The organism is Candidatus Yanofskybacteria bacterium (genome assembly GCA_016181175.1).
Classification (GTDB): Bacteria; Patescibacteriota; Minisyncoccia; order 2-02-FULL-40-12; family IGHO2-01-FULL-4-A; genus 2-01-FULL-44-17.
Genome location: JACOZV010000001.1, coordinates 268,677 through 291,901, shown reverse-complemented (window position 1 = coordinate 291,901; position 23,225 = coordinate 268,677). Strand labels below are relative to the sequence as shown.

The window sequence follows — 23,225 nt, the reverse complement described above, 5'->3', positions numbered from 1 at the left end:
TCAAAGTAGATAAATTAAATTTTTTTTAACATCGCCAAGCCGTCTTCAAATGAAATTGTTGGTTTCCAGTCGAGAAGTTCACGGGCTTTTGAGTTATTAGCTAAACTGCGCTGAGATTCATTAATACGCGGGGGAATATATTTAGCACGGTTACTTTTAAGAGCGGCCGCAAGCACAACTTCGGGTTGTGAATTTTCAATTGCAACGGTTCTGGCCTGCGAACCGCCCATCGACTGGAATGTATCTGGTGCCAAAATCATTGCCGCCACTTCGTTTATTGAATAACTTTTGCCGGGTCCGATATTTATTACTTCACCCCTGCCTACTTTCTTGGATTGGGCCGCCAGCATATTTGCCCTTACCACATCATAAACGTGTGTGAAATCTCGACGCATTCTACCATCACCAACAATTGTAAGGGGCTTACCCTGTTTTTCTTGTTTTAGAAAAATACCAATTACCGTGGCATAATTACCGGATGACAATTGCCTCGGACCATAGACATTAAAATATCTTAAAGAAACGGTTTCTAAGCCATGCAAATCGGTAAAAAGCTGGCATAGTTTTTCACCCACATATTTGAATAGCGCGTAAGGATTTTTAAAATTTGGTGTCATTTCTTCATGAAACGGCACTGTTTCTTGATCGCCGTAAAAAGAAGACGAAGCCGAGTAAATTAACCGCTTAACTCCGGCATCGCTAGCCGCAATTAAAACATTGAGTGTTCCTGTTACGTTATTATCCAAAGTAAGGGTCGGATCTTTTATTGATGGCTGCATTCGCGCTTGAGCCGCGGTATGAAAAACCAATTCCGCTCCTTTGAAATATGGCTTGATTTTTTTAAGATTCCGGATATCTGTTTTGACGAACTTGGCTGCTTTATTGACTTGCGATCTCTTGCCGGTTGAAAGATTATCCAAAACCACAACGTCAAAACCGTCTTTTATCAACGCGTCCGTTAAGTGCGACCCGATAAAACCAGCCCCGCCGGTTACCACTGCTTTTTTTCGTTTTTTTATAATTTGATCGATCATTTTTTTATGATTTTCTAACTCGTATCGGCTTGCGTTTTAGCGTAATAATTTCTTTATCGTGACGCGAGACATCTTCAATGGTTAATCCCTGCAAATTAAGAATTGACTTATTGTAATCCGTAACAGCCCTTAAAACAGCTACACCCTTTTTTAAAGAAGTGACCAAATCCAAGTTCTTTTTATTCTTGGACAAGTCTTTAACCAAACTTTCTGCAAAACTTATCAGGGCGTTCATATCCTTGGGAAAACAATATCCGCCGGCTCCGCAATAATTGCCATGCTCCACATTGAGCCATGCCGGGCCGATTCTGGGATCTGCAGAAATAACTTCTTTTATATTTTCGTAGGTAACTTCCGAATTTATTTTATTGTTTTTAAAATTGACTGCGAGAGCATGGCACAGATCAGCTAAAATATTGCCATAAATTACCTTGATATAGCCAAAAACGTTGCTGGCATATTTGGCAAGTTCCGCTTCGGTAGCGTTGATATCTTTCTTGCTATAATCACTCGCCCAGGGGCGCTCAAAATGCGCTTGAGGAAGCAAAGCCATAATTTCTTTTACGTCAGCATAGCTTCGGGCTGTGTGGCCAAGAATCTGACGGCTTGGCTTTATAAAATCAAGCCAAGCTTGTGACTCGGTTAAAAATTCCGGATTAAAAACAAACTTCTTGCTAGGATATTTCTTTTGCAGCCCCTCCACTGTCCCCGGCGGCACTGTAGATTTAATAATCACGATCTTACCGTCATTAATTGTTGAGGTAACGCTTTGTACAATAGAAACATTACAGCTACCATCAGGATTTGTTGGTGTCGGTACGGCAACAAAAATAATATCAGCCAAATTAACGTCATCGCTATAACCCTTTTTGGGATCGGCATCGTAACAAAACAGTTCCTTTCCGCGTCTATATTTTTGGTTTTCTTCAAACCACCTTTTAATCGGTTCCCCCACCATTCCAATACCGAAATGGTTACGATGGTTATCTAGGCGGGATTAATAAAGTAGATTAAATGGGCACGGAAATGATTTACTCAGATAAATCATTTCCTGTCTCGTACGGGATGCGTAAATTTTTACTCTTCTTGGGCGACATTATTACCCTATATCTAGCGCTTTTTTTGACCCTCTATGCAAGGTATGGGCGTAGTTTTGACGAGCAGATCAGCATGCACTTTCTACCGTTCACCATTATTTTTGTTGTTTGGGTAATAGTTTTTTATATTTCCAATCTGTATGAAATAGGTCTTTCTAAAAATAACGCCCGCTTTTTTTCCGATCTTTTTTATACAATTGCCGTTATTTCGTCTATCTCTATTTTTTTCTTCTATTTTGTCCAGTTTTTTAGAATCGCCCCCAAAACCAACTTATTTGTTTTTATTGTCATTATTGCAGCCTTACAAGGATTTTGGCGCTTTTTCTTTAATCGGCTCACCGCCAAAAACGGCTACAAAAATAATACATTAATAGTCGGCTTGAGTCAACAATCTCAAGAGCTTTACGACTTTTTGTTGAATAATCCACAACTGGGATACGGCGTCTTAGGCATACTTGATATTGGAGATAAAACCGCTTCTGCAATTTTAGACAACCTGATTAAGAGAAAAAATATCCGGACATTGGTTCTGGCTCCGACGGTTTATAAGATACCGCACATAATAGACGTGTTTTACCACCTGGTAGGTTTTGGGATAAATTTTTTCAACTTGTCCGATTTTTATGAACGAGTTGCCGGAAGAATACCACTGGAAACTATAGATCAGGTTTGGTTTTTGGAAAACCTCTCTCAGGGTAGCCGACGCGGATACGAAACTGGAAAAAGAATTTTAGATTTAATCGGCACCATAATCATAGGGCTGCTGACCCTGCCGTTTTATCCCTTGATAATCTTAGCTATAAAACTTGATTCGCGTGGTCAAGTTTTCTATCACCAAGGACGAATGGGACGAATCGGCAAAATTTTCACCGTAATAAAGTTCAGGACAATGTTTCAGGAGATTGAAAAAAGTACGGGTCCGATTTGGGCCGCTGAAAATGATGCTCGAACTACGCGAGTCGGCAAGTTTTTGCGCAAAACAAGAATTGACGAACTACCGCAAATTTGGAACATATTGCGCGGCGAAATGTCATTTGTTGGGCCTCGCCCGGAAAGACCCGAGTTCCACCAGAAATTAAAATCTGAAATCCCTTTTTACGAAGAACGCTACTTGGTCAAGCCGGGACTGACCGGTTGGGCGCAAATCAAATATAAGCTGGACTTCCGCGGCGGCATGACCATCAAAGATACGTATGAAAAACTCCAGCATGATTTGTTTTACATAAAAAACAGGTCATTGATCTTAGACCTGGGAATTTTACTTAAAACAATAAATATCCTCTTAAAAAAAGCATTCCGCTAGTTAGACCTCAAAAATTAAAATAAGGTAGCATAATAGTTTATCTTCCGGCTCCGCGGACCCTTTTTGTTCAATCCACCCTGCTGGGATTTTTCACAAAAAGGGTCCGCCTGCGCCGGAAACTGACATCCTCTCCTTAACAATTATGGGAGTGATAAAAACCGCCGTCTGTTGACGGCTTAGGTTTTTTAATTTTTGAGAAAGCATTCTGAAACATAGCAAAAATTTGACAACATATCACTATTTATGCTATGCTGTTTTAAACTAGTTTTTTAAAAATAGGAGATTAAAATGACAAGGTGTGAAACATTACAAAACAAGCCTACTCGTAAGCAAAGAAAAAGAATAGCACTAGAAAATATTAAGCAACTGCGAAATATGATTCATTTTTGCCTTGGAATGTTACCATTCCACGCTGAATATTCGGCTCAAGAAATTCTATCTTCTGTTTCTGATGCCGTTATTTCATGGGAAGAGCTTGGAACAACGCCGGGGAAATTAAAAGAACTGGTTTTACAAAACAAGCTTCTTTATTACCCCTTGGCATTAAAAGAACTCCGTCGTGCAGCAAACTATCCTTATCATGCAAGAGCATCTGCCACCGCCATTAGAAAAGGGGTGCATTGCGGTGAAATTTCTTGGGAAAAACTTGGTATAACCGAACGGGAGTTTAATGAACTTATGCGTACCTATGAAGATAGGTTCAAGCGTTTTCCTTTATAAATAAATCTACCGTCGATGCTTTCATGGCTGAGGCGGTTTTTATTTTTCTAATTCGGTCAAAGCATTATGCCTCATAGCACCGTCAAAAGAGTGGATTGCACGGTTTGCGAGCAGTATAATAGTAAAACACTGCGAGCAAAATCCACGCTTTTGACGGAATGTAGAATTCTCGCTGGGAATTCAAATGGTGATAGGAGGCATAATGGCGAGCGATAATTTTTGATGGGGGCAAGTGTTATTTTGAAAATTCAAACATTTTTTTGTAAAAGCCATCGGGGTTGAGGCTGCGGTAAAGCTCATTGCGTCAGGACAGTTTTTTCAAGATTTGTGATTCGTTTGTCGTGGTTAGCCAATTGGTCTTCTGCAGATTTGTGGAGGTAGCTATGCACCACACCCTCAAGTTCTTTCTTTTCCAGCTTGGCGTATATTTTTTCTGAAGCAGTTAGTAATTTATCAAACTTCCAATTCATTTTTTCTTCTAGCCCACCCAATCCTTCTTTCAGGTCTTGCTTGGTCGCAAAAATCGCCAAATTTCTTTCGTTTTGTCTGACAAACTCTTTCTTCAAGAAATCCTTGGTAACATAAGGTTCGAGCGCATTTTTAAGTTTCCGCTCTAGAATACTTTCGGTAACTAATTTATCTTTTTTATTTAAATCCTTCTTCATGACATTTAGTCTAGCACCGGTGAAAATACTGTCAAATTCACTTTGACAGCTCAAACATTTTTTTGTAAAAGCCATCGGGGTTGAGGCCGCGATTAAGCATTAAACGTTTGCGAATTAAATACTCAACTATTGAGTAGGCGCGAACGAAGAAGCATTTGAGTTTCAACTGATAAATCATATCCAAAATCAGATGAAACACCAACCCCCAAAAAATCGTCATAAAAAAGTTGTAATTCCAATAACTGGCCAACAAATACACGCCGATAAAAACTTCGACGGTATGCAATATGCTGATTGCAAAAAAGTTTTTATCATGCATGTGCTCGGTTATTCGGTTATAATACCTAAACATCCGCCAACCGCTCCAATCCTGAAACTTGCTCCGCCACAAATAGTCCCAATAATGGTCGGCGTCTATCAGTACCTCCGCTCCCCAAAATAAAAGCGCCCGCCACAGGCCCCAATGCGGAGTTAAAATAATCACAGACACAACGCCAATTATCAGATGTTCTCTAAGTTTCATCCAAAAAAATTATGACATATTTATATCCAAAAACAAGATTGACAATATAACCAATGTTTAATAACTTAAAAAAGTGAAAAAGGCACTAATAACGGGAATAACTGGCCAAGACGGCTCTTATCTAGCCGAATTTTTATTAAAAAAAGGCTATCGGGTTCACGGCATGGTACGCCGGGTTGCTTTTGAGGACAGCGATAACCGCTTTTCCAGGATTAACCATCTAATCAAAACTGGTCGCATTAAACTGCATGGCGCATCCTTGGAAAGCTACCCGAGTATTTGCAACGTTTTAACCAAAGTAAAACCCGACGAGGTATACCACTTAGCCGCACAAAGTTTTGTCTCTTACTCTTTTGAAGATGAGCATTCAACAATGCACACGAATGTTTCTGGGGTGCATTTTGTTTTAGCGGCTATAAGCCAAATCGTACCAAAGGCAAAGTTTTACTTCGCAGCTTCAAGCGAGATGTTCGGGGACGTCCTGGAGGTGCCGCAAACTGAACTGACCGCGTTTAACCCGCGATCCCCTTACGGAATATCCAAGGTTACCGGCCATCATATGACGCGCTACTACCGTAACCATCCTGCTATTAAGATGTTTGCCGTTTGCGGCATACTTTTTAACCACGAAAGTCCTCGCCGCGGTATAGAATTCGTGACCAGAAAAATTACTCACACCGCCGCGCTTATCAAACACGGCCTAGCCAGTAAGTTATATCTCGGCAATCCAAACGCTAAGCGTGACTGGGGCTATGCCGGGGATTTTGTTCAAGCCATGTGGATGATGATGCAGCAGCCAAAACCCGATGATTATGTTATCGCTACCGGAGAAAATCACTCGGTTAGAGAATTTGCCGAAGAAGCGTTCAGGGTTGCCGGACTTAATCCGGCAAAATATATCGTATGGAATAATTCAGCCGACATTCGTCCATCCGAAGTCAATCTACTAATTGGCGACTATTCCAAAGCCCGCAAAATTCTCGGCTGGAAACCCAAAACAAAATTCAAAGATTTGGTCAAAATGATGGTTGAATCGGATATGAAGTTAGTAGCCAAGGGAAAAGTCATATAAACCCAAAACACGCTTACCACTCCCTGCCCAAACTCCGCACAAACGAACGAGCTTCACTTTCAAAAGTTTTGTCTAGTTGAGCAGCGGCACGTGCCTGTTCAACTGCTTCATCTATTTTTCCGATTTTTGCATAACCTGCCGCCAACGAAGCACGATATTGCGGGTTATTGGGCTTTATACTAATCAATCTCTCAAAAAGGAAAGTTATTTTGTTAAGATCGCCGGTTTTAATGTAAAGGTTGATCAGTCTTAAGGTATCGGATTCGGAAAGCATATAACCCAGTTCAGTGGCTCTGCTAACCGCCTTTAATCCCCCCTCGATATCGCCCGTTTCTATTAGGATTGCCCCCAAGTACCAATGGCTCAAACCAACATCGGGGTTTAATTTAACTGCCTGCTCAAAATATTTTATAGCATTGCTATAATCTTTTTTATTTAGAAAAGCCTGCGCTACTTCGTAATACGCTCTTACAAAACTTGGAGAAATTTCCAATGCTTTCATAGAATTTTTTAATGCTTCGTCGTTATACGGCGATTTCAGATCGTCTTTGCCTAAAATTATATAGGCACGCGAAATGTAAAGATATGGTAAATAGTCCTGATTAGACTCATCAGCATTTTTCTGCACTTGCTGTATGGCATACGTCAAAGCGGCCTCTTCTTTTTCTCCCCGTTTTTTGCCATTTGCATATTCAAGAAGCCACTGGGCAAAACGGTGGCGATACTCATATTTGCCGGGTATATCGTAAGCCAACGCTTCTTTATACTTAGCCAAAGCACCATCAAAATCCCCAGACCAACTTCTAACAATGGCACGTGTGGTTGTGTAATTAGCCTTGGACTGCGTGATATTCGTCCGATAAATCAGGACTGCCGCGCCAATCAGCAAAAGAAACAATAGGGTTTGTTGACCGACGGTTAATTTATAACTGGTAACTGGTAACTGGTAACTGGTAATGGGGGCTTGCCCCGCACCTTTCTGCGGCTGCGCTTCGCGCAAGCCCATGTTACCTGCCGCAGAAAGGTGCGGGGTCAACCATGCAATAAAACCTAAAACCGTAAAAAATATTATAAAATTAGCCGAGGTGTCAAATATGAATGAATTGTGAATAATATATGCGGTAATTAAAGATATCAAACCCACACCAATCGCCCTTTCTTTTCCGTTTTGCACTACGCGTTTCCACAACAAACGCATGGCTACAGCAAACAGGGCTATATAGAGCAGAAATGCCAATGCGCCCATTGTTACTAAAATCTCAACGAACTGATTATGGGCACGGTCAAAAAGAGTTTCAGAACCAATACCGCGGAAAAACTTGGGATTAAAATGCTTGGAAAAAGGGACATTAAAGTTTTCCGGACCCCAGCCGAATAAAATTGTTTTTGGTGTCTCCACCCAGCCGGTTAACCCAGCTCGCCAAGCCCAAAAACGAGTTTGAACCGTAAGCGTCTGGAATGAAAAATCAGTCAAACGCGTCAAGTAACCGGAACTTTTTACAAAATTGGAGGTTTTGAAAGCAAAAGCAAACCCGACAAAAATAACAGCCAAACCGACCAAGCCCAATAAAATCTTTTTTGCCGTACGCGAATGAGAAGAAATAGTGTAAAGGAAAGCAAAAAGTAAAAAACCTACGCCAACACCCAATATAGAACCCCTAACGGCAGTCATTAAAACAGCAACTGTGTTTATAAGAGCGGCGGTAAAAAAATAACCTCTGTGTTTAGTCGATACCCAAGAAGAAAGAGCCAAAGACAAAGCAAGGAATAAAATTATAATCTGATAACCAGCAAACAGAGCGGCATTGCCGATAGTGCCAAATATCCTCTCGCGTTTCCCAGAACCTATGAAAAATTCAATATTTGTCTTTTGGCCAAAACCATAAAACGCGGAAAGAGCTCCGACAAAAATAACTATCTTAAACAACCGCAGCCAGTCCTCGCGGGTCTTGAATATGGAAATAAGAATTATGAAATAGACAAGATAATGGATAAAACTCCAGAGTCCGCCCATACGTTCAAGCGAACCCCAAAAACTTAGATAAGGGTTGACGCTGATAAAAGTTGAAATGACAAAAATCAGCGTGAAAAGAGAGAAAATTGTCAGAAGTATATGCTTTTTGGGAAAATAACCTCTGTCTTTGATGATCAGAATAAAATAAAAAACGGCCATTATCTCCACAAGCGAACGAAAAACCACCACTTTGCCGAAATGGAATGGCGATATGAATTGCGAGAATATAATCAACGGCACAAAGGCCGTGGCATAAACTAAATATTTAGTGATTTTGACTAGTAATAGCTCGCGCATGTGATTTTATTTTATTCTACTCCATAATTCTTTTAATTCAAAACCTCCCCCGATTAAAGCAGCCAGCACCTGAAAACCGAATAGCATAAGCGATATGCTTAAGGCTAGCTCACGGGATACGCCCAACAACGAAAAAAAATAGACAAACGTTCCCTCTCTCACTCCCAAGCCGGCATAGGATACCGGCAGAAAAGTGGCTACAGACATTATCAAAAAAGTCCAGGCAATAAATAAAAATGGTACATGGAGATTAAATGAGAGGGCAATAAAATATATAACCAAAACCCATATAAGCTGTGCAATGGCTCCGATTCCGATACCTATAAGAGTAGATTTTCTGCGCTGATTGTATTTAATGAGAAGTCCCTTTAAAATGGCGACGTGGCCGGCTATAAATAACGGCAAAAATTTGACTAAAAATTCAGGAACCTTATAAAAGTATTCCAGCAAAACGCGACTGAAGAAAATCATAATACCGGCCAGCACAATGGCGGCACTTACCGCGAGACTCAAAATACTCAATCTGTCGCCGTATAAAACAGGCTGTGTCAAAAAAGATATTAAAACCAGACAGCCTAGAGCCATAAAACCTATGGCCTTATCGGCAAAAACCGATAAATACAACTGGGGTTTGAATTCTGACTTGTTAGACATCCTCCAAGCCTTCATTCCTTCGCCTAGAAGTTGGCCGCCTGGCACAAATAAAGCGTAGAAATATCCCACAAGATAGTATGAAATAAAAAATCTAAAAGGCGGGGTTTTGTCCACGATGGTTTTGGCCAGGAATTGCCATTTGAAAATACCCACAAGCCACGCGGGAATGGAAAACACCAAAGCAATAAAAATATATTCTATCTGCACGTTCTTAAACGCTCCCGAGAGGTCACCGAAATGAATATTTTGAAAAATAAAAAAAACCAGCATCGCGCTGACAACAATCTGAATTAATAAAAATAGGTATCGTCTCATCCCGTACGAGACAGGAAATGATTTATTGAGTAAATCATTTCCGTGCCTATTAAAAATACTTTATTAATCCCGTTTAGATAGCCATCGTAACCCTTCCTTGTTGTTGGCAAAGGCTGTCTCGTTCGGGATTCATCCCGTTAGATTAACACTTAATTAAAGTCGTGAAAATGGGGCATCTACAAATTCTATTGCAATTATTCCTGAAATTGGGTATCCATTTATTAGCACTATTAACAATCCAAAACTTGACGAGGTAAAAGCATGGACACTTTAGACTGGCGAGATTCAGCATGCAAAGAATATTTTAAACAATGTGTAGATTCTATTAGTTCAATTGAGGCTGATTGTTGTGACGTTCCAAGAAAATTTTCAAGGGTGGTTTTTGCGGCCATCTCAAAGTTAAAGGTTCTAAAACAATCCGGCGGTCGTATTTTTATAATCGGAAACGGTGGAAGCGCCTCAATTGCCAGCGAAACGGCAAATCGTTTTTGGAAGTTTTGCGGTTTGAAGGCTCATACTTTCAACGATCCGGCCATGCTCACCGCCACGGCAAACGACATGGGTTGGGAAAGAGTTTTTGAACTGCCACTTGATACTTTTGGGCAAGCGGGCGATATTTTAATCGCAATTTCAAGTTCCGGCGAATCACAAAATATTATTAACGCGGTTGCCACAGCCAAATCTAAGGGTTTAGCCATAATCACTCTATCCGGTTTTCAGTCGAATAACAGATTGCGTCAAATGGGCGACATTAATTTCTATGTGCCATTACTGACTAAATATGCGGTACCATCAACTGCCTATCGTCACACCGAAAGAACCCACCTTTTCATTCTCGACTGCATTTTGGATATTTATCTTTTGACTAAAGAAAATAAATAACCGCCAAGTCTGACTTGGCGGGTTTTTTTATAGCCAATTTGACCGAGACCGGTTTTGGTGGTGGCTCAAATAGTTAGGAAAATAAAACCCATCAATTATGACGGGCATTCATCAAGCGGGTATTGATTCCTTATCCTTCGTGACCTAAGCAAAATGGTATTTAACCCCTTAAAGAATCAGCCCACTCAAAAGCATTCAGGAAAATAGTAAAAGCCAAAATATTTAACTTGATTTTTACCAAGATAATCCAAGTCGGTCCAATTCAGATAGAGTAAAAATTTGATCAACGCCTCCGAATTACAAAAAAGCTCAAGGAGTCTTTTTAATGTTGGATAGATTTCTTTGTTTTTCAGTTGCCACTCATTTCTATGTGAGCCAAGATCGTGCCATATCCCAGACAAGAATATATTTTCCCCATCTTTAAATGGACTGCCATAATGCATAATACCAATTCTAAGTTTCTCGTCTATTGTAACATAATAGTTAGATAAAGATTCAGATAACCATTGTTTATTCAAATCCTTAATATCCTCATCAGATAACCATTGGCTAAACTCATCCTGATTAGGAATAAGTTTAAAACCCAATCTTGGAATAAATTCTTCCCGATCTTCTAAGCCGCTAGGAGAAGAAGAAAGTTTTTTTAACAAAAACTTTTTAAAACTAGGAGATTCACGAAGTGTTTTCTCCAAATTTTTTTGTGCCTTTTTTCTAAGTATTTCAATTTCCACATACATTCCCTCTGCTTCTCTCTTGGCGTTTGCGCTTTCGGTTTCAAGTTTTAATTTAGCAGATTTTTTAGCGTTTCTTCTTGTTTTTGTAATTGATTTATGAAGCCTTTGAAATAATGTTTCTGGTTTGGTTGGTTGCAAAGAATTCATTTTAACTTCTCCTTCCTCTATTCAATTTAATTGAAAAAGACCAATTTGCTGGGGCTTTTTATGGCTCTCCAACAACATAAATAGGTTAACATATTGGTCTGTTATGTGTCAAGGAAAACATATTTGGTATTTAAGACTTACGCTCCCAATAGTCGCATCTATTTTTAATGGCTTTTAAAAACCTCAAGTCTGTCTCTTGGGCTATCGGTAAAATATGCGCCATTGTTTCTTTAATTTTTCTAATTCGTTTCTCTGGTTTACAGAACTCCAGGGTTAAAAGATTGTGTAATCTATCGGCAAGTTTTACCCTTCTTATTAGAATAGAACCACGTTTAATTGAATCAAAATATTCTTTTTTATTTTCTGGTGTTTTGGTAATTTTACCGTGACTTTTGTAGAATAGCTTTTCGTGAGATAAAGCCTTCAGAGCTTCGTCAACTTCATTACCGAAAAGTTGCCTTATCATGCCCCTGGGAACAAACTGATCTTCATAAACATCATGCAAAAGTCCGACAATTAATTCATCGGGATTAGTCGGTCCATACTTTATCAAAATAAGGGCCACGTCACGACAATGCTCAAAATATCTTACACCCTCATCCCGTACCTGCTCTCTATGAAATTGTTTAGCCAACACATAAGCCCATTCTATCTGCTCTCTACCTTCAAAGCCCATCTTCTTGTCTATTATCTCAAAAAATTTATCTCTGGTCATAATTAGATTAATAACATAGTTTTATTTTCTGAGCCAATGGCAATCTTTAAGATTTTTAAAATAGTTAGTTGACCAAGTGGTTTATGCGTAAATAAAAACGGCGTGATAATTCGCGCCGCTACCTTGTCAAATTTATTATGTTGCAGTTTATCCCAATTCTTTCATAATGCTCTGATAAAGATTCGGCACGGTAATACCGCAATCGCCTCTTATATAAAAGCTTTGTCCGAATCCTCCGGCAACCGTGCGAGTTAAAATAGTTTTTCCGGGACGAAAATAATATCTGGAGTCAAGATTTTCTTTATCTCCATTATCCATGGCTTTCATATCGCGACGCCAGTCGTAAATCTCTTTTCGTGACTCACGCCAGTTACCCAAATCCAAAATGTCAAAAACTGCCGTGGTAAAATTCAAAATATTTTCACGGCCCTCTTGAAGCTCAACGTTTCTGGCCATAGACAAGGCCTTGAGATATACTTCAGGCCCGTGAACCGCCGTGCCAAGGTTTAAAAATACCCCGCCTTCAAGATTTCTAAGCGCGCGAGCAAAAATAAGTAAATCTGTGTAAGTTGCCTGGCCAGTAGCCGCGCCGTCCATATTCGGATGCTGGTGAACAATGTCGGCGCCAATAAGAACATGTACCGTAGCCGGAATTCCCAAACGATGAGCCGCGGCAAAAATACTTATATCCTTGTGCGGGAACTTGAAGTCAAAACGGTCATTTTCTATCATCCAGCCGATTGTTTCGCCAAAACCCCACTTGAATTCAGCAGCCCATTTGGCCGCTTCATTGATTGCAAAACCGACTTCGTCCCAGTTTCCAAACTTGCCATCGCGGATATAAAATTCAACGTCTTCAAGTGTTGAGCCGATAAGCGCGAGCTCAAAATCGTGTATTGGAACGGCACCATTTCCTGCAAGATGGGTTACTATGCCTCGTTCCATCAAATCTATAAGATAGCGCTGGTTACCGCGCCTCAAAGTGACGTGGTCTCCTGTCATCCAAATAACTGGACGGTTATTCCTGTGCGCCTCGGCAATTTTCTTGGCCAGGCCGTTAATTTCTTGTTGGACTTCGGGGCTGTTAATTGATGGCACCGGCTCGTCCAAATACTTTATTTTCTGAAAGGTCATTTTATCCCGACGCATGGAAAGCGGAAGCTGTCGGACTTTTTTAGGATCAAGCTTCGGAAATGGCATTCTTTCTCCTGTTTTATTGACAAGGTGCTGTCTTAATTTCAAATTACAAAACAAACTAACTTACGTCAAGGGTATTATGCGTTACCGGGTGAGTCGTGAACAAACAAAAATATTGTTGCCGTAAAAGGGCGGGGAAACTTTTTTATTATCAAATAGGCGAAGAAGGTTTTCCTTCGTAAAGTAAGCGGAATCAAAAAATGGATATTCAACACGCATTATTTCAAAACCATAATCTTCCAGCATCTTTACCAAGGAAAACGAAGTGAATAAACTGACATGATCCGAATCATGAAGCAGGCGGAAATTTTTTTTGAATCTCCTCGCACAGCCGGAATCAAAATCAGGAGTTTCTATAATTAAGACGCCGCCTTTTTTAAGTATTCTTTTTATTTCTTTAATATATTCGAGTGGCTTAGGCAACTGTTCTATCACATGATTCAAAACCACAACATCAAAATATTTTTTATTAAAATTAATGCGCGGCAATTCACCCTGATAAACCCGCGCGTATTTAGAACAGATATCTAGAGCCGTTTTGGACTTGGAAATATCGGTCCCGTATTTATCCCATTTTTTGTCTAAAACCGACAACAAAAACCCGGGACCGCAGCCGATATCAAGTATCCTGCCCGGTTTTACCTGTTTCAAAAATCCGGCTATATGCTTACGGTTTTTAACCTGCTGGTCCCACTCTTTCAGAAGATTTCTTTTGTTTCCATCGGGATCTACCGCCTCTCCCCAATAACTTTTTTCATAATGCGGGGTGCGCCTGGGATAAAACCAATAGTATTTTTTCCAAGCTAAATCCCCAAATGGACAAATTGGGTTTTTTCTCATAGACATTTTATTAATAGAATTTTTCATGGCATTAAGTAATATAAAATTTAATATGCGGACACATTACATGTCAAGTCTAAAAGCTTGGCAAATACTGCTTTATAGCACCGTTGAAAGGGTGGATTGCACGGTCACCGAGCAGTATAATGGTTGAACTGCGAGGCGAATCCACGCTTTCAACGGAGCGACGCAATCTCGCTGGGGTTGCTAGCGGTGATAGAAGGCAGTATTTGCCAAGCTTTTAGAACTAGAAATCAAGCAGTTTTTTGAGTGAGTACTTAAACTGCGTAATTGGGCCGGGATACTGAAATTCCACTAAATGCTCCCCCGGTGGAACCAAAACCGCCTGATACGCGTAATTTGCCATAAGAATCGGGGACATTTTCCCATCAATCCTCGCCTCCCAATACGGCAAATTAGACTCCGAATAAACTAAATATCTTGGATTTTTGGTTTGCGTTTTAACTTTTAAATAGCCTTCTTTTTTTTCAATGATTTCCAGACTATCTTTGAAATTCGGCTGGCCCGAATAAGCGCAATCCCCGCTCGCACATTCAACAAGCGTTGTGTTCTTAAAGTTTTTAATAGCCAGTAACGCGTCAAAAGCTTTGGCCTCGTCCAGCACCAGTTTGGCCTTGGCTAAACTGGTGCTGGACTCGTCTGGTTCTGCAAAACTTGCATTATTAGCAAAATAGACCCTAGGCAAAACTTCGGTATTTTCATAAACATAAGTCATAATTTTCTCGTCCTCAACCGGTTTGGTTTCAAATATCTTTTTCCATGGCATCTTAAAGTCAAAGGATGAAATAATGTATTTTACATTCATCATTGAAAGCAAATTTCTGTTTTGCAAAGATTGCCATGCTTTAATTCTGTCAGCGGTTGAAAGTTCTATTCTCCTTCCGTCGTCTGAATCTGTAATAAGATCTATAATTTTGGCATAACGGCGCGTATCAAGCATCGTTATTTCACCTTGTATGCCAGATACGCCGTTTAATCCAAAACCAAGCATCCGGCTCCGTTTAAAAAGCATATCTTTTTTGTAATTAGAGAGGTCGTATTTATCATAGCCCATTTTTTCCAGCTCTAAATACCCTTCGGAAATGACATAAATCCTAAATGGTTCTTTATCCCTTGAATTCAGAAATACCGCCGCCGGAGCCGGGTCTAACCAATCCCTGGGCATAAATCTGTAGTGGCCACGCCAAACGAAAAGTAAATCAAGAACAGTAATAATAACGGCGATTATTTTAAAGTTGTTAAATGTAAGTTTGCCCCGACTGTAAAAATAAAATAGGGCGAAAACCGCACTCAACGTAAACAGTGCGGTCAAAAAATATGGATTTAGAAAAGATACGTGCCAAGAAAACTTATCAAAATATCCGTTGATTAAGGCATAGTAGTGCTCCAAGGGACGGTATTTTGTATATTGCAACAAGTTTTCAACAAAATAATTATAACCGAAATTTTGCAGGTTAGACCTGTAAAACTTCATAATCAATGCTATAACCATTGCCGTCGCAAGTCCAAATATAACCATTATTTTCAATCCCCGGACATAATTTTTGAAAAACCTTAGATACGAGATTGTTTTGTTTTCCGACAATCCGTCTAAACCGAATCCAGCAAGTATCGCCAAGAAAAAATTTCCCACGAAAAGTAACTGCAGGGGCACTCGGAAAAGATTAAGCACCGGAGTAATGTTAAATAATCTCCAAACAGGCGAACCGGGAAATAAAGCAGAGATAATAAAAATATAACCGATGAAAAAAAATCTAACCAGCCGGTCTTTTCTAAAATTTACCAAAGAAAAAATGGCTAAAGCAAAAGGTAAAATACCGATATATAAAAAATGTTCGCGGATAAGTTTGGGCATTGAAAAAGACGGATAGATATATGAAAAAATGAGATCCCAAGGTAGAAGCCGTCCTTCTCCTGCCGCCTCTAAAGCAAGACCTCCGGCTCTGGAAGAAAGCTGAATAAAATCATAAACCGGAAGCAACCAAATGAGAGCCAAAAAAGTGCCGGGGATGATAAAGTAAAAAAAACTTTTAATGGCCAGCCAGCGTTTCTGAACTAAACCTTCCGTACGTTTGGCAAAGTCTAAATACAAAGCAAAAGCAAATGTCGCAATAAGCGAGTATAAAAATATCTGGGGCAGAGCGAACGGCCAAGCCAAAAAAATAAAAAGGGCCGACCAATATATAAACTTGCGCTCACCCCGATAAGCCTTAAGCAACGTCAAAAACAAAAAAGGCAAAAGAAAATAGAGAAACGAAAAGGAAAGGAGAAGCCCCCACCAAACATTAAAACTGTTAAAAGCATAAGCTAGAGCGACAATAAGGGAGGCAGCCCTGGATAAACTCAACGCCCTGCCCAAAAAATATGCCGCATAAAATCCGGCTATAAAATAAAAAAGGGTAAGAATATGGGACGCCAAAGCAAAATCTAAAAATTTAGTCAGAATAATATGGAGCGGGTTTAATAGCCCGAAATTCGCCGGAAGTAGCCAGAGGGAAAATCCGCTTGTCCATTGGGAAATCCAAACCGGAAACCATACACCGGAATTAAGAGAACTCTTTAGGGAAAACAGGGCCGAATATTGAACCGTAGAATGCGCGGAATCCAAAAACACCTTGCCGCCCCAAAGAGTAGGGCCGATTAAAACCAGTGTAATTATTACGGGCGTTAAAAAAATAAAAAAACGTGTAATGTTTTTTCTCACAAAAAATATTTTAAGTTTATTATTCATAATAAAAATTACATTGATAAAAACTTAACATAGAAAATGTTACCTACACAACAGATTGACAACCACCGTATTTAGGTTAAAATTATTCATACGAACTTTAAAAAACGAACAAATCTTCAGGGAGAAGAACTGATGAATAAAAAGAACTATCCGGTTCTGGATGAACGTAAAATCGCTTTTGCGGTTATGCCAGAGATATTTACCGCTTATACTGGAACCCGTATTAATGCAGCGACCCAGGTGTTTCCAATTCAGGCCTATCAATGGTTATCGGCTTATCTAAAACTTAATCTTAAGGGTTTTAAGACTTGCGTGATAGATATGGGCATAATTGAGCTAGAATTAGCTTGGCACACTTATAAGAGATTTCTGCTTGAGGAACGTCCTAAATATTTGGGCTTAATGGTAGTAACGCCATCATTTTTTAGTACAAAATTAGCCGGCATTATCGCCAAAGAAGTTTTGGGTCCGGAATTAGTTTTGATTCATGGCGGAGTTCACGCATCTAATTTGGCCAGTGAAGCTCTTAGCGAGACGCTGTGCGATGTTGTCGTTAAGGGTGAAGGCGAGGCTACTTTAGCTGATATCTGCTCTGGTATGCCAATTAAGGATGTTAGGGGTGTATTTTATCGAACTGGCGAAGATGATCGGAGCATCAAAACAACAACTGATGAAATAATTCGTCGCCTCTCGACTGGCGAGCTTGCTTATTATGTTGCTCTGGACGCAATGTACCCGCCCGAACAAAGTGTTAAATTGGAGGTTCTAGAAACCCCGCCCAGGAAATTTCTGACAATGGATGACCTGCCACCATTGGATTTGGACTTGTATCCCTACTATCTTTACAAAATGCCAAGACTTCTTGCTCACGAACACCCCTGGATTGGTTTTGAGACCAGCCGCGGTTGCCCATTTCATTGCAATTTTTGTTCAGCCGAAGATGCGTATCGGGTATTCAGTCCGGATAAGGTTATTGAACTGATGAAGTATTTCAAATTCAGAAATATCAAAGAATTAAGAATTACCGACGATCAGTATTTAACCAACGTGAAAAGAGGTAAAATCATTCATCAAAAAATGTTAGAGCACGGCCTCCATTTTGCGATAAATCTAGGTAATGGAGTCCGGGCCGACCGAATAGACAGAGAATTCTTAGATCTAGCTACCCGCACCGGACTTTACTCTCTTGGCGCCGGCTTTGAATCAGGCGACCAAGACGCGCTGGATTCTATTCAAAAATCATTAAGTCTAGATAAATCCATTGAATGTATGAAATTGCTAAAAGAATTTAATGTCGAGACCATCGGTTTTTTCATGATCGGAGCGCCTAAGGACACTCCAAGGTCAATGCAAAAAACTATTGATTTTGCCAAAAAGTTGCGGCCAGATTTCGCCAAGGCGACAATATTTACTCCCTTTCCCGATACTCGAGCATTCAAAGATTGGAAACGAGCCGGATTAATTCTAAGTGAACGTTGGGACCTGTATAATATTCATCGGGCAGAAGGCATGTTCCGCCATCCCAACCCAGAGTTAACACCCGAAGTTTTACGGGCTTGGTATAATAAGTTTTATCGCGAATTTTACTCACCGCTTCACAATCCCGGATACGCTTTCTGGAAAATAAAAAAATCTATTGGCGACGGTTCGTTCTTAAGAAATGTGGGCTATGCCGCCAAAACCTTTTTCCCGCGCCTTTTTCCCGCGAGTCCTTTAGATAATATCCGGGCCGGCATGAAAGAAGCCGCCAAACATCAAAAGGATCAAATTGACTCCAAAGAAAAGCCTAAAGACGTTGTTTAAACACAAAAACACCCTAGCTAATTAGATTAAGCTAGGGTTTTTAATTTGGACCTACATAGGACTATGCGCGTAAGTCCTATTTAGATGGGTTCTTGGCAGATAATACAGAACTGCGTGTTGTCATGACATTCCTGACAAAGCTGGGCATCCTCATAAAATGAATCACGAAGTGAATCGGGATCACCCGTTGAACACATACGGCATTTTATTTTTACCGAATCTTCTAGCTTGGGCGTATCTTTATGGTTTTCGCAAAGCGGGGACGGTGAATCGGTCATTTTATCTCCTTCCGTAAAATTTTTTCCAAATATTCTTTTGATGCCGGGTCCAGTACGGCACCCTCAAAGTTTGCGTCCAAAATATCGCCTTCCGAAATTACCGTTAAATCAGTACCCGTAAAATCGGCGCCACCACAGTCTATATTTTCAAAAATTGGTGAACCAATTTTTTTAATATTCCTAAACTTCGTACCAATAGCAATCGCGTACGTAAAATTTGTTACCCCCTCAAAATCTGAACCAGAAAAATCAGCTCGAGTAAGAACAGCTCGTACAAAGGCCGTCATTGAAAATTTACAATTATCCAGTTTCGCTTCTGTTAGGTCGGTACTATCAAAAATTGCTTCCCTTAAGCTACAGCGAGCCATCTTGGCTCCAATCAAGGTCGCATAAGAAAATTCGGTTTCATCAAGATTCATGCCTTCCATAATTGCTTCTGTTAAATCTTGTCCGCTTAAGTCTGCAAACTCCAGATTGAAACCCCGCAGGTCTTGGCCGATAAACGTGTCACGAGGATAAACAAAAAGCAATTCTCTTGTATGGCGGTGCAGAATTTTTATCATTCTCTTCACCCTCCCTAAAATTTCGTATCTTCATCCCAGTGCCAATATGATGTTCTGGCGCCATTTTTTCTGGCGCCAGTCAGGTCAGCCCCGCATATGTTTATTCTTTCCATGTCTGCTCCTTCAAGATTGGTACCGACAAACTTGGCATCTTGGCACTGCGCATAAACTAGGCAGGTTTTCTGGCCGGACATATCCGCACCGGAAAAGTCAGCTCCGCGGCAATGAGCGCCACCAAGGTTAACATTTCTCATGTCTTGGCCGCGAAAATCGGCCCGACCCAAGTTTTTGTTATTGCTCAAATTGGCTTCAACCAACGAATCACCGGGAAAAACAAAAACAACTTCTCCGTCTAAGTTTTTTATTTCAACCGACATAAATTATCCTCTTCTTTATAAAAGAACTTTCACCCAAACAAGATAAACCATTACTAAAATAAGGTCAAATCAAAGAGGATTATTTTGCACTACCTTCTTTTCGGCATATAAAAAGAATCTGGCCGTCTATTACCGGCAAAGGAACTTTGTCTAAACGAGTTTTTTGAGCCAAACCGACTAAGAGTTTTTCCAACCAACCAAAACTATCGTTTTTGAAAAAACGCCCAAATAAATGGAAGAAGAATTCTTCAACACTGAAAAAGGTACAGTTGATTGAAGTTTTAATGGTTTTAAAACCGCAATCTGATAAAAACCTGATTAGGTTTCTTTTTGAAAAATAGAATACGTGTTCCGGCACTTTAACCGCACCTCTCCCTAAAAAGTTTCCGGTATCCAATGTTAAAACAACTAGTAGACCCCCCACTTTGAGAATTCTTCGTATTTCCGATAACTCTTCCTTGGGATCATACCAATGCTCAATAACCCCCAAAACTGTCACAACATCAAAAGAACCGTCCGGAAAATTAAGCTCTTTGGTTTTGCCCAAAACCACGTTTACATTGCGGCTCTTTGCATAATCCACCGCTTCCCGCGTTATGTCGTTTCCCATAGCTTCAAACCCGTACTTTGAAGCCAACTCAACGAAAAAACCATATGCGGCACCGACATCCAATAATTTGCGTGGAGCTCCTTCTTTTTTATTCAGCTTTGAAAAATATTTTGAAATCTTGCGAAGTATTGGCTTATGCCCGAGGTTTATAAAAAATTTTTCTCGGATATAATCTTTATACCCCACCCCATGATCATCAGAATGAAAGTACTTTCCCGAATTATAAAATTCCGTTAATTGTTCCACGGTTGGCTGCGGATCAACGTAAATAAGCCCGTCATTGGGACATTCGACTAACTGCCAGCCATCTTTTTCCCTAAAAAAACGCGGGGAAGTTCCGCCGCAAATAATACAATTCATAAGTTCAACTTAGCACATGCAAAATTATTTCACAATAAAAAATCGGATATAATCCGATTGAATTTAATTTATTGAACCAATTTTAATCCTTGTCCTCTTAAAATGAATATTCCAAAATAACAAAGCGATAGTGCCCAAAGCTTCAAAAACACTTTTTAACTTAAAGGAAGATGAGATTGCAGTGGGTTTGATTTCCATTGGAACCTCTTTGTATCTAACTCCGGATTTGACCAAGTAAATAATAATCTCGGCCATGTATGCAAAATTATCGGACTTCGTCGGCACTTTTTGGAGTAGTTTCGTCGGATAAATACAAATACCGTTGTAATACTTCAATCTCAAACCAAACAGCAAATTACAAAACTCAGTAAAACATCTGGACACAAAACGTCTTTTCCATTTCCTGACTTGAGTGTTGGAAGTATAACTGGTAATCATATCGGCTTCGCCGATATGTCTGAAGATGCCGGCAACGGACTCCTCAATATTTTCATTATCGCCCGGCACCCAAGTTATGAAGCTCTTCCGGGCATCTCCAATGCCTTGTCTAAATTTAAAACCCAAGCCCACGTAAGAGTTGTTATGAATATGCCTAACCCTGGAATCTTCCTTCACGATTTGTTCGGCAACATACGGCGTACCGTCGTGGCTACCATCACGCTTCGTGTTGGTTATGATTATTATTTCGTAATCAGAAATACCGGCTATTTTAAGGGCCCCGGTTGCGCTTATAAAAGCCCCCCTAAGATTTTTAAGCTCATTGTAGGCCGGCATTATTACGGTTAATGTTGGTTTCATTTTTTCCATCGCTGTTTGTGTTTCATTCTAATAAATAGCATAATCCCCCTTCTTGTGGTAGATGATAACGTTTTTAAAGTTCTCGTTTTCTGCATATTGAATAACACAATATTCTCTGAAAATCAATCGCACGGCTAAAAATAAAGACCGTTAAGACGGTCTTAGGCTGATGAATTGTTATTGGTTTGTAACACTTGACTTAACTCGTCGGCTGAAATGTGATGGACATGTTTGTCGCTTGGAAATCTTTTTTCCTTTACGGCTTTGACATACCAGCGAAAAGCATCCAGGGTAACATCACCGATCGTAATGCCCTGTCTTTCTGTAAGATATTTTTCAAAGTGAATCGGGGGGTTGCCCGGCCATTCGAAAAATCCAAGTAAATCAGAACTGATGACAAGCTGGCCATCAAGCTTGCGACCGGCGGCAATGCCAAATACTGGAATATTAACTTTGGACTTTAGCATTTCGGCTATTTCTTCCGTAACCGATTCTATTAAAATTATACAGGCACCCGCTTTTTCAGCTTCAACAATTACCTTGCTTAATTCCAAAAAGCTTTCTCTTGTCTTACCTTGCGTCCTGTAACCTCCAAGCATCTCGGCTTTGTTGGGATTTAAACCGATATGCGCCACCACCAAACAGGCGCTGGCAATAACTCTGATGCGGTCAATGTAATCAAGATTGGTTTCCACCTTCACTGCGTTACAACCCGCTTCTTTGACAAAGCGCAAAGCATTACGCACCGCTTCTTCGTTTGAAACCTCATACGAACCCAAGGGCATATCACCAACAACAAATAATCTATCCGTGCCCCTTCTTACAGCTTGGGTAAACATAACCATTTCATCCATTGTTACCGGCAGGGTGTTAGCTCTACCCTGCAAAGTCATACCTACAGAATCGCCGACAATAATCATATCTCCGCCAGCCCTGTCAAATAGCCGGGCATGTAAAGAATCATAGATGCTCAAAGCACAAATAATTTCCGGCTCCGGTCTTTTTTTCTTCATGTCATGCAAGGTTTTAATGGTCACCCGCTTGATTTTCGATTGGAGAGGAATGGCATTTTTTTCGTCAGACACAATTTGTCTCCTTTTTTATTTTATTTAAAAGAACCTTGATATTTATAACCAGTAAATCAAAATGGAATACAAAGTCAACCCCGCACCTTTTCAGCACCCTGAAGGCTATTTTTAATACGTCTTTTTAATTGGGCATAGACTTTGCCAAAGTATTTCAGATTCCGTTCGCGATGCAAGGCATCATCCTTAGAAAAATAGCCTTCAATATAAACAAAAAACCATGGTTTATATCTGGTCGTAGCTCTAGATTTGCCAGTATTATGTTCGGCCAGTCTTTTCACTAAATTTCCTGTGCTGCCGATATATAATTCTCCATTTTCCTTACTTTTAATTATGTATAACCAGTGCATGCTGTGATTATTGTGCTGAAAAGGTGCGGGGTCAACCCCC

The 23,225-nt window shown here is 40.1% G+C and carries 23 protein-coding genes; 5 read left to right on the top strand and 18 right to left on the bottom strand.

Going from position 1 to position 23,225, the window contains the following annotated elements; translation table 11 throughout:
- Positions 1-14: 14 nt before the first annotated feature.
- Both HYT61_01455 and HYT61_01450 read right to left on the bottom strand, forming a co-directional pair.
- Positions 15-1,034 carry an NAD-dependent epimerase/dehydratase family protein gene (locus HYT61_01455; protein MBI2062890.1) on the bottom strand — a complete coding sequence of 340 codons (1,020 nt, stop codon included), beginning with the start codon at positions 1,032-1,034 and terminating at the stop codon, positions 15-17.
- A 4-nt stretch (positions 1,035-1,038) separates the two neighbouring features.
- A complete protein-coding gene (locus HYT61_01450; GenBank protein ID MBI2062889.1) occupies positions 1,039-1,992 on the bottom strand; it encodes a UDP-glucose/GDP-mannose dehydrogenase family protein in 954 nt (317 codons plus the stop codon).
- A 68-nt stretch (positions 1,993-2,060) separates the two neighbouring features.
- Between HYT61_01450 and HYT61_01445 the strand changes: the two genes are divergently transcribed.
- Entirely contained in the window at positions 2,061-3,434 is a 1,374-nt protein-coding gene (locus HYT61_01445; protein ID MBI2062888.1) for a sugar transferase, read from the top strand.
- 288 nt (positions 3,435-3,722) lie between these two features.
- Positions 3,723-4,154 (top strand): hypothetical protein, encoded by a 432-nt coding sequence (locus HYT61_01440; GenBank protein ID MBI2062887.1) that lies wholly within the window; start codon positions 3,723-3,725, stop codon positions 4,152-4,154.
- 296 nt (positions 4,155-4,450) lie between these two features.
- Here HYT61_01440 and HYT61_01435 read toward each other — a convergent pair whose 3' ends face one another.
- Both HYT61_01435 and HYT61_01430 read right to left on the bottom strand, forming a co-directional pair.
- Positions 4,451-4,819, bottom strand: coding sequence for a hypothetical protein (locus HYT61_01435; GenBank protein ID MBI2062886.1), 369 nt, complete (start codon positions 4,817-4,819; stop codon positions 4,451-4,453).
- Positions 4,820-4,856: 37 nt separating this feature from the next.
- Entirely contained in the window at positions 4,857-5,342 is a 486-nt protein-coding gene (locus HYT61_01430; protein MBI2062885.1) for a hypothetical protein, read from the bottom strand.
- 73 nt (positions 5,343-5,415) lie between these two features.
- On the opposite strand from HYT61_01430, the gene HYT61_01425 reads away from it, so the two are divergent.
- Positions 5,416-6,414, top strand: a complete 999-nt coding sequence (locus HYT61_01425) for a GDP-mannose 4,6-dehydratase (protein MBI2062884.1) — start codon at positions 5,416-5,418, stop codon at positions 6,412-6,414.
- Between the two features lie 13 nt (positions 6,415-6,427).
- Here the strand turns inward: HYT61_01425 and HYT61_01420 are convergent, their stop codons facing one another.
- Both HYT61_01420 and HYT61_01415 read right to left on the bottom strand, forming a co-directional pair.
- Positions 6,428-8,725, bottom strand: a complete 2,298-nt coding sequence (locus HYT61_01420) for a tetratricopeptide repeat protein (protein MBI2062883.1) — start codon at positions 8,723-8,725, stop codon at positions 6,428-6,430.
- Between the two features lie 6 nt (positions 8,726-8,731).
- On the bottom strand, positions 8,732-9,694 hold the full coding sequence (locus HYT61_01415) for a flippase-like domain-containing protein (protein ID MBI2062882.1): 963 nt from the start codon (positions 9,692-9,694) through the stop codon (positions 8,732-8,734).
- 261 nt (positions 9,695-9,955) lie between these two features.
- On the opposite strand from HYT61_01415, the gene HYT61_01410 reads away from it, so the two are divergent.
- Complete coding sequence (locus HYT61_01410) at positions 9,956-10,576, top strand: SIS domain-containing protein (protein ID MBI2062881.1); 621 nt, start codon at positions 9,956-9,958, stop codon at positions 10,574-10,576.
- A 185-nt stretch (positions 10,577-10,761) separates the two neighbouring features.
- Here HYT61_01410 and HYT61_01405 read toward each other — a convergent pair whose 3' ends face one another.
- The 5 genes from HYT61_01405 to HYT61_01385 all read right to left on the bottom strand — a co-directional run bounded on the left by HYT61_01405 (position 10,762) and on the right by HYT61_01385 (position 16,961).
- On the bottom strand, positions 10,762-11,457 hold the full coding sequence (locus HYT61_01405) for a hypothetical protein (GenBank protein ID MBI2062880.1): 696 nt from the start codon (positions 11,455-11,457) through the stop codon (positions 10,762-10,764).
- A gap of 130 nt (positions 11,458-11,587) precedes the next feature.
- Positions 11,588-12,172, bottom strand: a complete 585-nt coding sequence (locus tag HYT61_01400) for a bifunctional (p)ppGpp synthetase/guanosine-3',5'-bis(diphosphate) 3'-pyrophosphohydrolase (GenBank protein ID MBI2062879.1) — start codon at positions 12,170-12,172, stop codon at positions 11,588-11,590.
- Between the two features lie 147 nt (positions 12,173-12,319).
- Complete coding sequence (locus HYT61_01395; protein ID MBI2062878.1) at positions 12,320-13,372, bottom strand: hypothetical protein; 1,053 nt, start codon at positions 13,370-13,372, stop codon at positions 12,320-12,322.
- An 81-nt stretch (positions 13,373-13,453) separates the two neighbouring features.
- A complete protein-coding gene (locus tag HYT61_01390) occupies positions 13,454-14,209 on the bottom strand; it encodes a class I SAM-dependent methyltransferase (protein MBI2062877.1) in 756 nt (251 codons plus the stop codon).
- Positions 14,210-14,456: 247 nt separating this feature from the next.
- Positions 14,457-16,961, bottom strand: a complete 2,505-nt coding sequence (locus HYT61_01385) for a hypothetical protein (protein MBI2062876.1) — start codon at positions 16,959-16,961, stop codon at positions 14,457-14,459.
- Positions 16,962-17,093: 132 nt separating this feature from the next.
- Here HYT61_01385 and HYT61_01380 point away from each other — a divergent pair, with 132 nt between their 5' ends.
- Positions 17,094-18,764 carry a radical SAM protein gene (locus tag HYT61_01380; protein MBI2062875.1) on the top strand — a complete coding sequence of 557 codons (1,671 nt, stop codon included), beginning with the start codon at positions 17,094-17,096 and terminating at the stop codon, positions 18,762-18,764.
- A gap of 80 nt (positions 18,765-18,844) precedes the next feature.
- Here the strand turns inward: HYT61_01380 and HYT61_01375 are convergent, their stop codons facing one another.
- The 7 genes from HYT61_01375 to HYT61_01345 all read right to left on the bottom strand — a co-directional run bounded on the left by HYT61_01375 (position 18,845) and on the right by HYT61_01345 (position 23,185).
- Positions 18,845-19,042, bottom strand: coding sequence for a hypothetical protein (locus HYT61_01375; GenBank protein ID MBI2062874.1), 198 nt, complete (start codon positions 19,040-19,042; stop codon positions 18,845-18,847).
- Positions 19,039-19,605, bottom strand: coding sequence for a pentapeptide repeat-containing protein (locus tag HYT61_01370; GenBank protein ID MBI2062873.1), 567 nt, complete (start codon positions 19,603-19,605; stop codon positions 19,039-19,041). The genes HYT61_01375 and HYT61_01370 overlap by 4 nt, the downstream gene beginning before the upstream one ends.
- 14 nt (positions 19,606-19,619) lie before the next feature.
- A complete protein-coding gene (locus tag HYT61_01365) occupies positions 19,620-19,982 on the bottom strand; it encodes a pentapeptide repeat-containing protein (protein ID MBI2062872.1) in 363 nt (120 codons plus the stop codon).
- Between the two features lie 79 nt (positions 19,983-20,061).
- Complete coding sequence (locus tag HYT61_01360; protein MBI2062871.1) at positions 20,062-20,952, bottom strand: methyltransferase domain-containing protein; 891 nt, start codon at positions 20,950-20,952, stop codon at positions 20,062-20,064.
- 63 nt (positions 20,953-21,015) lie between these two features.
- Positions 21,016-21,759 (bottom strand): glycosyltransferase, encoded by a 744-nt coding sequence (locus tag HYT61_01355; protein ID MBI2062870.1) that lies wholly within the window; start codon positions 21,757-21,759, stop codon positions 21,016-21,018.
- Positions 21,760-21,911: 152 nt separating this feature from the next.
- The gene (gene panB / locus HYT61_01350) at positions 21,912-22,835 is read right to left on the bottom strand and encodes a 3-methyl-2-oxobutanoate hydroxymethyltransferase (GenBank protein ID MBI2062869.1); all 924 of its coding nucleotides are present in this window, start codon (positions 22,833-22,835) and stop codon (positions 21,912-21,914) included.
- 74 nt (positions 22,836-22,909) lie between these two features.
- Positions 22,910-23,185, bottom strand: a complete 276-nt coding sequence (locus HYT61_01345) for a GIY-YIG nuclease family protein (GenBank protein MBI2062868.1) — start codon at positions 23,183-23,185, stop codon at positions 22,910-22,912.
- Positions 23,186-23,225 lie beyond the last annotated feature (40 nt).

Excerpts from the sequence above, each read along its gene's own strand:
- HYT61_01455 (MBI2062890.1), bottom strand. The coding sequence starts at position 1,034 with ATGATCGATCAAATTATAAAAAAACGAAAAAAAGCAGTGGTAACCGGC.
- HYT61_01450 (MBI2062889.1), bottom strand. The coding sequence starts at position 1,992 with ATGGTGGGGGAACCGATTAAAAGGTGGTTTGAAGAAAACCAAAAATAT.
- HYT61_01445 (MBI2062888.1), top strand. The coding sequence starts at position 2,061 with ATGATTTACTCAGATAAATCATTTCCTGTCTCGTACGGGATGCGTAAA.
- HYT61_01440 (MBI2062887.1), top strand. The coding sequence starts at position 3,723 with ATGACAAGGTGTGAAACATTACAAAACAAGCCTACTCGTAAGCAAAGA.
- HYT61_01435 (MBI2062886.1), bottom strand. The coding sequence starts at position 4,819 with ATGAAGAAGGATTTAAATAAAAAAGATAAATTAGTTACCGAAAGTATT.
- HYT61_01430 (MBI2062885.1), bottom strand. The coding sequence starts at position 5,342 with ATGAAACTTAGAGAACATCTGATAATTGGCGTTGTGTCTGTGATTATT.
- HYT61_01420 (MBI2062883.1), bottom strand. The coding sequence starts at position 8,725 with ATGCGCGAGCTATTACTAGTCAAAATCACTAAATATTTAGTTTATGCC.
- HYT61_01415 (MBI2062882.1), bottom strand. The coding sequence starts at position 9,694 with ATGAGACGATACCTATTTTTATTAATTCAGATTGTTGTCAGCGCGATG.
- HYT61_01410 (MBI2062881.1), top strand. The coding sequence starts at position 9,956 with ATGGACACTTTAGACTGGCGAGATTCAGCATGCAAAGAATATTTTAAA.
- HYT61_01405 (MBI2062880.1), bottom strand. The coding sequence starts at position 11,457 with ATGAATTCTTTGCAACCAACCAAACCAGAAACATTATTTCAAAGGCTT.
- HYT61_01400 (MBI2062879.1), bottom strand. The coding sequence starts at position 12,172 with ATGACCAGAGATAAATTTTTTGAGATAATAGACAAGAAGATGGGCTTT.
- HYT61_01395 (MBI2062878.1), bottom strand. The coding sequence starts at position 13,372 with ATGCCATTTCCGAAGCTTGATCCTAAAAAAGTCCGACAGCTTCCGCTT.
- HYT61_01390 (MBI2062877.1), bottom strand. The coding sequence starts at position 14,209 with ATGAGAAAAAACCCAATTTGTCCATTTGGGGATTTAGCTTGGAAAAAA.
- HYT61_01385 (MBI2062876.1), bottom strand. The coding sequence starts at position 16,961 with ATGAATAATAAACTTAAAATATTTTTTGTGAGAAAAAACATTACACGT.
- HYT61_01380 (MBI2062875.1), top strand. The coding sequence starts at position 17,094 with ATGAATAAAAAGAACTATCCGGTTCTGGATGAACGTAAAATCGCTTTT.
- HYT61_01375 (MBI2062874.1), bottom strand. The coding sequence starts at position 19,042 with ATGACCGATTCACCGTCCCCGCTTTGCGAAAACCATAAAGATACGCCC.
- HYT61_01370 (MBI2062873.1), bottom strand. The coding sequence starts at position 19,605 with ATGATAAAAATTCTGCACCGCCATACAAGAGAATTGCTTTTTGTTTAT.
- HYT61_01365 (MBI2062872.1), bottom strand. The coding sequence starts at position 19,982 with ATGTCGGTTGAAATAAAAAACTTAGACGGAGAAGTTGTTTTTGTTTTT.
- HYT61_01360 (MBI2062871.1), bottom strand. The coding sequence starts at position 20,952 with ATGAATTGTATTATTTGCGGCGGAACTTCCCCGCGTTTTTTTAGGGAA.
- HYT61_01355 (MBI2062870.1), bottom strand. The coding sequence starts at position 21,759 with ATGGAAAAAATGAAACCAACATTAACCGTAATAATGCCGGCCTACAAT.
- HYT61_01345 (MBI2062868.1), bottom strand. The coding sequence starts at position 23,185 with ATGCACTGGTTATACATAATTAAAAGTAAGGAAAATGGAGAATTATAT.